Source organism: Roseicyclus sp. (genome assembly GCF_965662675.1).
In the GTDB taxonomy this organism is placed as follows: domain Bacteria; phylum Pseudomonadota; class Alphaproteobacteria; order Rhodobacterales; family Rhodobacteraceae; genus Roseicyclus.
The window spans coordinates 1-9,358 of sequence record NZ_CBFIIK010000070.1 but is presented as its reverse complement, the minus strand read 5'-3'; the positions used below and the strand labels follow the sequence as shown (position 1 = coordinate 9,358).

The 9,358-nt window shown below is 61.0% G+C and carries 8 protein-coding genes and 1 pseudogene; 1 reads left to right on the top strand and 8 read right to left on the bottom strand.

Translation table 11 applies throughout. From position 1 onward, the window contains the following. From ACTG4J_RS10705 to ACTG4J_RS10675, 7 genes are all read right to left on the bottom strand, one after another. A partial coding sequence (locus ACTG4J_RS10705; RefSeq protein ID WP_439139407.1) for a mannitol dehydrogenase family protein occupies positions 1 to 1,125 on the bottom strand: 1,125 nt, incomplete at its 3' end. Next, entirely contained in the window at positions 1,125 to 1,895 is a 771-nt protein-coding gene (locus tag ACTG4J_RS10700) for an L-iditol 2-dehydrogenase (RefSeq protein WP_439139405.1), read from the bottom strand. The genes ACTG4J_RS10705 and ACTG4J_RS10700, both read right to left, overlap by 1 nt. Beyond that, a complete protein-coding gene (locus tag ACTG4J_RS10695) occupies positions 1,892 to 2,896 on the bottom strand; it encodes an ABC transporter ATP-binding protein (RefSeq protein ID WP_439139403.1) in 1,005 nt (334 codons plus the stop codon). Before ACTG4J_RS10695 ends, ACTG4J_RS10700 begins: the two co-directional genes overlap by 4 nt. 48 nt (positions 2,897 to 2,944) lie before the next feature. Further along, the gene (locus ACTG4J_RS10690) at positions 2,945 to 3,775 is read right to left on the bottom strand and encodes a carbohydrate ABC transporter permease (RefSeq protein ID WP_439139401.1); all 831 of its coding nucleotides are present in this window, start codon (positions 3,773 to 3,775) and stop codon (positions 2,945 to 2,947) included. A 12-nt stretch (positions 3,776 to 3,787) separates the two neighbouring features. After that, positions 3,788 to 4,654 carry a carbohydrate ABC transporter permease gene (locus ACTG4J_RS10685; RefSeq protein WP_439139399.1) on the bottom strand — a complete coding sequence of 289 codons (867 nt, stop codon included), beginning with the start codon at positions 4,652 to 4,654 and terminating at the stop codon, positions 3,788 to 3,790. Between the two features lie 118 nt (positions 4,655 to 4,772). Beyond that, a complete protein-coding gene (locus ACTG4J_RS10680; RefSeq protein WP_439139397.1) occupies positions 4,773 to 6,086 on the bottom strand; it encodes an ABC transporter substrate-binding protein in 1,314 nt (437 codons plus the stop codon). Between the two features lie 92 nt (positions 6,087 to 6,178). Beyond that, the gene (locus tag ACTG4J_RS10675) at positions 6,179 to 7,210 is read right to left on the bottom strand and encodes a LacI family DNA-binding transcriptional regulator (RefSeq protein ID WP_439139395.1); all 1,032 of its coding nucleotides are present in this window, start codon (positions 7,208 to 7,210) and stop codon (positions 6,179 to 6,181) included. Between the two features lie 163 nt (positions 7,211 to 7,373). On the opposite strand from ACTG4J_RS10675, the gene xylB reads away from it, so the two are divergent. Next, positions 7,374 to 8,822, top strand: coding sequence for a xylulokinase (gene xylB / locus ACTG4J_RS10670; protein WP_439139393.1), 1,449 nt, complete (start codon positions 7,374 to 7,376; stop codon positions 8,820 to 8,822). Between the two features lie 90 nt (positions 8,823 to 8,912). Here the strand turns inward: xylB and ACTG4J_RS10665 are convergent. Next, positions 8,913 to 9,034: pseudogene (locus tag ACTG4J_RS10665) on the bottom strand (IS3 family transposase); the annotation flags it as partial. Positions 9,035 to 9,358 lie beyond the last annotated feature (324 nt).

Here is a 9,358-nt window from a genome sequence, read left to right as displayed (position 1 = left end):
GGTCGTGTCGCGGATCGCGGGGTTGGCAAAGCGCCGCTCGATCAGGTCCAGATAAGCCTTGGGCGTCATGCCCGGCACCGCGCTGACATAGGGCAGGATCTCGGTCATTTGGATCTTGCGAAACAGCGCCGCGATCGCGGGATGGGCCATGCAATCGGCGATCGTGGCCGCGCCCAACAGTTCACCGGCATTGGCCAAGACCTGATGGCCCGCGTTCAGCACGCGGATCTTCATCATCTCATAGGCATGCACCTGATCGGTAAAGATCGCGCCGACCTTGTCCCAATCGGGGCGTCCGGCGCAAAACTCATCCTCCATGACCCATTGGCGGAAATTCTCATGCGTGACCGGCGCGGCATCAGCTACGCCCAATTCACGCGCCAAGGCCAATTCACTGGGTCCAGTGGCAGGCACGATGCTGTCGACCATGGAATTGGGGAAGGCGCCGTGGCTGTCGATCCAATCGGCCAAGCCGGGATCAGAAAGACGGGCAAGGCCCACCAGCGTTTGCCGCAACACGGCCCCATTGCCGCGAAGATTGTCACAGCTGAGCCCTGTAAAAGGCCCACACCCTGCCGCGCGGCGCGCGCGCAAGGCGGCCACCATGGCACCAAAGGCCGTTCGGGGGCGGTCGGGATTGGCAGCATCATGAAGAATATCGGGATGGGTCACATCCAAACCGCCTGAGACCGGATCGACGTAATACCCCCCCTCGGTCACGGTCAGGCTGACGATACGAATACACGGGTCGGTCATGGCCGCGATCAGCGGGCCATGCCCTTCTTGGACCGGCAGATAGTCGATCATCGCGCCCGTCACCTCGGCGCTGCGATGGGTGGGGGCCAATTCGATCAAGGTGGTCAGGCAATCTTGCGCCAAGAGCTTGTCGCGCATCGCGGCGTCATGGGGCATCACCCCTGCCCCAAGGATCGCCCAGTCATGGGCAAGGCCCTGCTGCATCAGCCGATGCAGATACCATGCCTGATGGGCGCGGTGGAAATTGCCCAAGCCGATATGCACGATACCGGGGGTCAGCCGCGCGCGATCGTAGCCGGGGCGCAAGATCGCCTTGGGCAGATCGCCCAATGTCTTGTTCGAAAGGGGGATCGGGCGGGCCGCAGTCATCAGCTCATCCATTGGCCGCCATCCACATTATAGCATTGGGCCACGATGTATGCGGCCTCGGCGCTGGCCAGAAACACCGCCATGCCGGTCAGGTCTTCCGCGCGCCCCATGCGGCCATAAGGAACGCCGGCCCCAACTTCGGCCTTTTTCTGTCCGGGCGCCTTGCCTTCGTACTTGGCGAAAAAGGCATCCACACCATCCCAATGCTCGCCATCCACCACGCCCGGTGCGATGGCGTTCACATTGATGCCATGCGTGATCAGGTTCAGCCCGGCCGATTGGGTCAGGCTGATCACCGCCGCCTTGGTGGCGCAATAAACGGCGACGAGGCTTTCGCCCCGCCGCCCGGCTTGGGAGGCCATGTTGATGATGCGTCCGCGAATGCCCGCCTCGATCATGTGGCGGGCAACAGCCTGCATCATGAACAAGGTGCCACTGACATTGATGTCGAAGACACGGGCGTACTCGGCCCGGTCGATCTCAACGATCGGGGCGGCGGTGAAGATGGCGGCATTGTTGATCAAGATGTCGATCTGGCCAAAAGCCGCCACGGTCTGGGCAACCGCTGCATCAATACTGTCTTGGCGCGTGACATCCAGCGCCACCGCGATGGCCGATGGGCCAATCTCGGCGGCGGTGGCACGCGCGCGGGTGATGTCGATATCGGCGATGGCGACACGCGCGCCTTCGGCCACATAGGCTTCGGCAAAGGCACGCCCGATGCCGCGCGCAGCCCCCGTGATGATCGCTGTTTTCCCGGCCAATCTCATGCGATGCGCAGCCCCCTGTCATCAAAGCGATGCATCCGCTCCTCATCAGGACTGAGATAGACGCTATCGCCATAGTTCAGCCCAACCTCGCCACCGACACGCACGGTCATGCTGTCTTGCACCCCGTCGCAATGGACATGGAAGAAGGTATCCGATCCCAGATGCTCGGCCACGCCCACTCGACCTTTCCACGCGCCATCCGTGGTGGACAGCGCGATATGTTCGGGGCGGATGCCGATGGTATGGGCGCCGCGCTTTTCCGCCTCGGGGCCGGTCAACAGGTTCATCTTGGGCGAGCCGATAAAACCCGCGACGAACAGGTTGCGCGGGTTGTAATACAGATCCAGCGGGCTGCCGACCTGTTCGATGTGACCGGCGCGCAGCACCACGATCTTGTCGGCCATGGTCATGGCCTCGACTTGATCATGGGTGACGTAGATCATCGTGGTCTTGAGCCGCTTGTGAAGCTCGGAAATCTCAAGCCGCATCCCCACCCGCAGCGCCGCATCGAGGTTCGACAGCGGTTCGTCGAACAAGAAGGCCGCCGGTTCGCGCACGATGGCCCGCCCGATGGCGACGCGCTGGCGCTGGCCGCCCGACAACTGTCCGGGCTTACGGTCGAGGTAGTCGGTCAGGTTCAAGACCGAGGCCGCTGCCGTGACCCGGCGATCCTGTTCGGCGCGGTCCATCTTCGCCATGCGCAGCGGAAAGGCGATGTTCTTGCGCACCGACATATGCGGGTAAAGCGCGTAGGATTGGAACACCATCGCCAAGCCCCGCTTGGCGGGTGGCACGGCGGTGGCATCCTGGCCATCGATGCGGATCTCACCGCCCGTGACATCCTCGAGCCCCGCGATCAGGCGCAAGAGCGTGGATTTCCCGCAGCCCGAGGGCCCGACGAAAACCACGAACTCACCCTCTTCGATGGTGAGATCCAGCGGCGGGATCACTTCCACTTCGCCAAATGCCTTGCGAACCTTTTCGAGCGTGATGCGTCCCATTTCGGTGTCTTCCTTTGCGCTATCGCGTCGCTACTTGAGCGCGTGTTCTTATTTCACCGCGCCAAAGGTAAGGCCGCGGACAAGTTGTTTCTGGCTGAACCAGCCAAGGATCAGGATCGGCGCAATCGCCATGGTCGAGGCGGCGCTGAGTTTGGCGAAGAACAGTCCCTCGGGGCTGGAATAGCTGGCAATAAAGGCCGTTAGCGGTGCGGCATCCACGGCCGTCAGGTTGAGGGTCCAAAACGCCTCGTTCCAAGCGAGGATGAAATTCAACAGCAGGGTCGAGGCAATGCCGGGTATGGCCATGGGTGTCAGGACATAAAGCAGCTCTTCCTTCAGCCCTGCCCCGTCCATGCGCGCGGCCTCGAGGATCTCACCGGGGATCTCGCGGAAATAGGTGTAGAGCATCCACACGATGATCGGCAGGTTGATCAGCATCAAGATCACCACCAGCGCCGCGCGATTGTCGAGCACGCCCAGCTGGATGCACAAGAGATAGATCGGGTAAAGCACGCCCACCGCCGGCAACATCTTGGTCGAGAGCATCCATAGCAAGATGTCCTTGGTCCGGTGCGACGGCACAAAGGCCATGGACCACGCCGCAGGGACCGCGATGATCACCCCCAAGACGGTCGAGCCGCCCGCAATGATGATCGAATTCCACAAGAACCGCATATAGTTCGAGCGTTCCTGCACCACGGCGTAGTTTTCCAGCGTCCAGTCGAAGGCCAGAAAGATCGGCGGGTTCGCGATCGCCTCGGCCTCGGTTTTGAACGAGGTCAGGATGGTCCACAGGATCGGGAAAAAGATCACGAAGCCGATGGTCCACGCGAGGGCAGTGTTGAGGGTCTTGCGTTGGGTCGAAACGGTGCGCGCCATATCGGATGCTCCTCAGCGGTCCAGGTTCTTGCCAACGATGCGCATCAAGAACAGCGCGACGATATTGGCGAGGATGATGGCATAAACCCCACCGGCGCTGCCCAGACCCACATTCTGGCTTTCAAGCACGCGCTGATAGATCAGGTAGGTCAGCGTCCGCGTGCCGAACGCACCGCCCGTGGTGACGAAGATCTCGGCAAAGATCGACAGCAAGAAGATCGTCTGGATCAGCACCACGATGGTGATCGCACGGCTCAGATGTGGCAAGGTGATGAAGACGAAACGCGACAGCGGCGGGGCGCCATCCATCTCGGCGGCCTCTAGCTGTTCGCTGTCGAGCGACTGGATCGCCGTCAGCAAGATCAGGGTCGCGAAAGGCAACCACTGCCACGACACGATCACGATCACCGAAAAGATCGAGGCATCACTGAGCCACACGACGGGATCGGCCCCAAAGGCGCGCCACAGATGGGCGAACAAGCCATTGGTGGGGTCCATGAACATGTTCTTCCACACCAACGCTGAAACTGTGGGCATGACAAAGAAGGGCGCGATCACGAGGATGCGGACAACGCCCTGCCCCCACATCGGCTGATCGAGCAAGATCGCCAGCAAAACGCCAAGAACGATGGAGATCAACAGCGCGCCACCCACGATGACCAAGGTCGTCTGGACCGCAGGCCAAAAGGCGCTCGAACTGATGAAGCGGATGTAATTGTCGAACCAGACGAAGCCTTGGTCGCCACCGCGCAGCGGCAGATATTGCCGGAACGAGAACCATAGCGTCATGGTCAAAGGCACCAACATCCACACCAGAAGCAAGAAGACCGCGGGGGCCATCATGATCCTTGCGGCGGTGCGTGAGTGCTGGGTGGCCATGAAAATATCCTCTGCAGGCGGGCGCGTCGCCCACGACAAGCCGAGTTTAGGGGAAATTCGAAACTTGTGGATGGTGGAAGGCGGCGTCAACGCCGCCTTCCGATCTTTGCGAAGAGAGTTAGCGGTAGCCTGCGGCTTCCATCGCTTCGTTAGTGATCTCTTGCGCCTTGGCAAGTGCCTCGGCGACGGTCTGCTGACCGGCATAGGCTGCTGAGAACTCTTGGCTCACCTCGGTTGCGATCCCTGCAAATTCCGGGATGGCCGCGAACTGCACGCCGACATAGGGCGAGGGTTCGACGGTGGAATTCGTCGGGTCAGCGGACAAGATGCTGTCGAGCGTCATCTGCGCAAAGGGCACCGCCATGTAGTTGGGGTTCTCGTAAAGCGAGGTGCGCGCGCCCGGGGGAACGTTGGCCCAGCCTTCGTTTTCAGCAACCAGCTCGATATAGTCGGTCGAGGTCGCCCATTCGATGAACTGAAGGGCTGCATCTTGCTGCTGGGTGCCTGCGGGGATCGCCAGCGCCCATGCCCAAAGCCAGTTGGACCGCTTGCCCAAGCCCGTATCAGGGGCCAGCGCGAAGCCGACGCTGTCGGCCACTTCGCTGTCGTTGGGGTTGGTCACGAAGGATGCCGCGACGGTTGCGTCGATCCACATGCCGCACTTGCCCTGCTGGAACAGCGAGAGGTTCTCGTTGAAGCCGTTGGTCGCGAAACCGGCAGGGCCGGATTCCTGCATCATGTCGTTGAAGAAGTTGAGCGTGTTGGCCCAAGCCTCGGTGTCGAACTGCGCGTTCCAATCCATGTCGAACCAGCGCGCGCCAAAGGAATTCGACATCGCGGTGATGAAGGCACCGCCCTCACCCCAACCGGCCTTGCCGCGCAGGCAGATGCCGTTGATGTCATCGGCACGGTCGGTCATTGCAGCCGCCGCTTGGCGGATGAAGTCCCAAGTCGGGGCCGTGGGCATCTCGAGACCAGCGGCCGCCATCAGGTCGGTGCGGTACATGATCATCGAGGACTCACCGTAGAACGGCGCCGCGTAAAGCGTGCCATCATGGCTCAGGCCGCCGCGCATGGCGGGCAGGATGTCGTCGACATTGTATTCAGCCGACAGGCCATCAAGCGGGACAAGCCAACCGTTGGCACCCCAGATCGGCGTTTCGTACATGCCGATGGTCATGATGTCGAACTGACCGCCATTGGTGGTGATGTCGGTCGTCACGCGCTGACGCAGCACGTTCTCTTCCAAGGTGACCCATTCCACGGCGATGCCGGTCTCGGCAGTGAAGAGCTCGGTATAGCCCTGCATCCGGATCATGTCGCCGTTGTTCACGGTCGCGATGGTGATTGTGGTGTCCTGGGCCATGGCAGCCGAGGCGAGCGCGAAAAGTGCAACGGCACTGGACGCACGAAGTGCGGTCTTGCGAGACATCCGTATCCTCCCTGATTGGATGTGATGGCCCAACCATGCGGAGAAACAATACGCGCGTCAATAAATATTTTACGCGCGATAACTTTTGCCTGTCACGCTGAGGCGCGCACGATCAAATGGGCCGGAAAAAGCGCCTCTGTACGGTCGCCGAGGCTGCCGCCGCTCTCGATCAGTTGGAATAGTTTCTCGACGCTATTGCTGGCGACCGCCTTGTAATCATGGGCCGCAGTCGTAAGCGCCGGACAGGTGAAGCGCGAAAACGGATGCCCGTCATGGGACGCTACGCGGAAATCGCAATCAGCTCCGCGCCCGACACGCAACTCGCGCTCGAAACACGCGGCTAGAACCCCGATGGCCAAGCGATCGTTGCTGCAGAGAATCGTATTGGTCTTGAAGTCGCCCGCCGCGATCGCGCTATGTGCCCCACGACGCCCGATCTCTTCAAAGCCCCATCCATCGCCTTCCACACTGATCAACACCGGCTCTAGGCCATGGCGATGCATCGCCTCGATGTAGGAGACGCGGCGCTTGTTGGCATTCGGGTTGGCCGGCGTGCGCATCTCGAAAAAACAAGGCGGCTCGCCGCTGCGGCAAAGGTAGTCGACCGTCTGGTTCACGAAACTCGCATTGTCCGAGCCGATGAATGCCTCACCCAAGCCTTCGATATTACTGTCGAAAAGCACCGTTGGGACATCACGGCAGAACCGCTCCAGCGCGCGTTTGTCCGAGATGCGCCCAAGCGGCGCAAGCAATACGCCCGCCGGTTTCAGCGCGCGCAAGGCGTCGAGATTATCGCATTCCTGATCGGCACCGCCATGCGAACTCATCAAGATCGGACGAAACCCGTTGGCGATGCACAGCTGTTCGATATTACGCGCGATCTCGGCGAAGAAAGGGTCGGCGAGATACGGCACCACGATGCCGATATTCTTGGTCAGGCGGCGGTTTTGGTTGACTGCATATATATTGGGGCGGAAATCGAACCGCGCCAGCGCGTCTTCGATCTTTGCCCGGGTTGTTGTACGCACGCTGGCAGGATCGTTGAAGTACTTGGACACCGTCGGGCGGGAAATCCCGCTAAGGGCGGCGAATTCCTCCATGTTGCGCACTTTTTGATCCGTCATATCGCCGCCTCCTGCAGCGATTGACGCCGCATGTGCATGATTTGCGCTTGCCTCCGGGCCAACAACGCCCGCAAAACATTACGCGAGTTAAATTAAACAATGACCCCTGAAATGCCAGAGTGCAACCTTAAGGGCATCTTGCGGACGGGGAAAGGATAACAGGATGTATCTCGGGATCGATTTGGGAACGTCGGCCGTCAAGCTTTGCGTCATCGACGGGGCCGGGCATCTGGTCGCGCAAGAGGCCGTCGATCTTGAGATCTCTCACCCGTTCGAAGGGGCCAGCGAGCAGGATTGCGAAGGCTGGTGGGTCGCGACCCGCACGGCCATCGCGGCGCTCGATCCGTCCCTGCGCACTGCGATCAGGGCCATCGGCCTGTCGGGCCAGATGCACGGCGCGGTGGTGCTGAACGCAGACCGCCAGCCGATCCGCCCGGTCATCTTGTGGAATGACGCCCGCGCCGATGTCGAATGCGTCGACATACTCGCCGCCGAGCCATTGGCCGCGCAGATCGCAGGCGTCATACCCATGCCCGGATTCACCGCGCCGAAAATCCTGTGGTTGGCCCGTCACGACCCTGCCGCCCATGCGCAGATCCGCCATGTGCTGTTGCCCAAGGATTACATCGGCCTGCGTCTGCATGGTGAATTGGTCACCGATCCCTCGGACGCGGCAGGCACATCATGGTTCGACCAAGCGGCGCGGCGCTGGTCATCGCGTCTTTGCGACGTCAGCGCAACCGACCCCGCGTGGTTGCCCAGCGTTGTGCACGGGACAGAAATTGCCGGAACGCTTCTGCCCGATGTCGCCGCAGATCTAGGGCTGACGCCGGGCATCCCCGTGGCGGCTGGTGCGGGTGACGGTGCGGCGGGTGCGGTTGGACTGGGGGCTGTTCATGCCGGGGATGGTTTCATCTCGCTTGGCACATCGGGTCAGCTCTTCGTGACCACCGACAGCTATCGCCCGAATGTCGAGAACCGTATTCATGCCTATGCCCATACAGTGCCGGGGCACTGGTTCCAGATGGCCGCGATGTTGAACGGCGCCCGCCCGATGGCGTGGCTGGCCAAGCTGTTGGACCGGCCCATCGAGGTGCTTCTGGCCGAGGCGGCACAGGCACAGCCGGGTCCGCTGTTCCTGCCCTACCTCACCGGCGAGCGTACACCGCATGGCGACACCACGATCCGCGGCGGCTTTGCCAATCTCGGCGAAACCACCACCCAAGGCAGCTTGATGCGCGCCGTGCTGGAGGCGATCGCCTTTTCCTTCGCCGATGCGGCACAGGCTTTCGCGGCGGCAGGCACAACGCCTACATCGGTCTTGGCCATCGGTGGCGGCACGCGCAGTGATCTATTGATGCAGATGATCGCCGATATCACTGGCATCTCGTTGGGTCGCAGCGACGATGCTGTTGTCGGCCCTGCCTTAGGCGCGGCACGGTTAGCGGTGGTGGCCTGTGGCGACAGGCCAATCGAGGCGGTCATGCACAGACCCGATGTCCGCCTGTGGTTCAAACCCAAGACTGCGCGCGATTTGATATCACCATCGCGTTTGGAGGCATATCGCGCCCTATATCCGGCGTTGAAGGTGGTTCAGAGGCACCTTCGCTAAGCCTTTTGAGCTACTCGCCACTTCTTCGACAGATCCCCGGTGAATTTCTTCTTCGGCCACCACCTGCTGATCGGTTGCAATGATGTTGAACTAGACCACGGCGGGCGGTTGTCCGCCATGGGCAGTATGGGGCGTTGGTGGTTGTAGAAGTCGATCAAGCGCCCGATACCGACCAGAGCCTGTGACCCGGTTTCCCTAGCGCGCAGATATGACTGTGGCGATTTTCTGCGCTGACAGGCCAATGAGAGATGCTGGAGCGATGCGACAGAGCACATAGCCTCGCGCACGGGACGGATTTCTTGATACGCGGAAAAGCGGTCGCTTTCGTCTATGCCCCTTGATGCACCACATAACCCTACAGTCGGCTCAACAGCCTCCCATTCATCCAAGCAACGGTGTGGGGACGAATTGGGGGCTGATTAACGCCAAAAAATACCCAAGTGGTTGGTATAAAGTAAAAATATGGGGTTTTATGGCGGAGCGGATGGAACTGGCATCCAACGTTCTACACGAGTGCAACCCTTGGACCCAAAGAA

Excerpts from the sequence above, each read along its gene's own strand:
- ACTG4J_RS10700 (WP_439139405.1), bottom strand. The coding sequence starts at position 1,895 with ATGAGATTGGCCGGGAAAACAGCGATCATCACGGGGGCTGCGCGCGGC.
- ACTG4J_RS10695 (WP_439139403.1), bottom strand. The coding sequence starts at position 2,896 with ATGGGACGCATCACGCTCGAAAAGGTTCGCAAGGCATTTGGCGAAGTG.
- ACTG4J_RS10690 (WP_439139401.1), bottom strand. The coding sequence starts at position 3,775 with ATGGCGCGCACCGTTTCGACCCAACGCAAGACCCTCAACACTGCCCTC.
- ACTG4J_RS10685 (WP_439139399.1), bottom strand. The coding sequence starts at position 4,654 with ATGGCCACCCAGCACTCACGCACCGCCGCAAGGATCATGATGGCCCCC.
- ACTG4J_RS10680 (WP_439139397.1), bottom strand. The coding sequence starts at position 6,086 with ATGTCTCGCAAGACCGCACTTCGTGCGTCCAGTGCCGTTGCACTTTTC.
- ACTG4J_RS10675 (WP_439139395.1), bottom strand. The coding sequence starts at position 7,210 with ATGACGGATCAAAAAGTGCGCAACATGGAGGAATTCGCCGCCCTTAGC.
- xylB (WP_439139393.1), top strand. The coding sequence starts at position 7,374 with ATGTATCTCGGGATCGATTTGGGAACGTCGGCCGTCAAGCTTTGCGTC.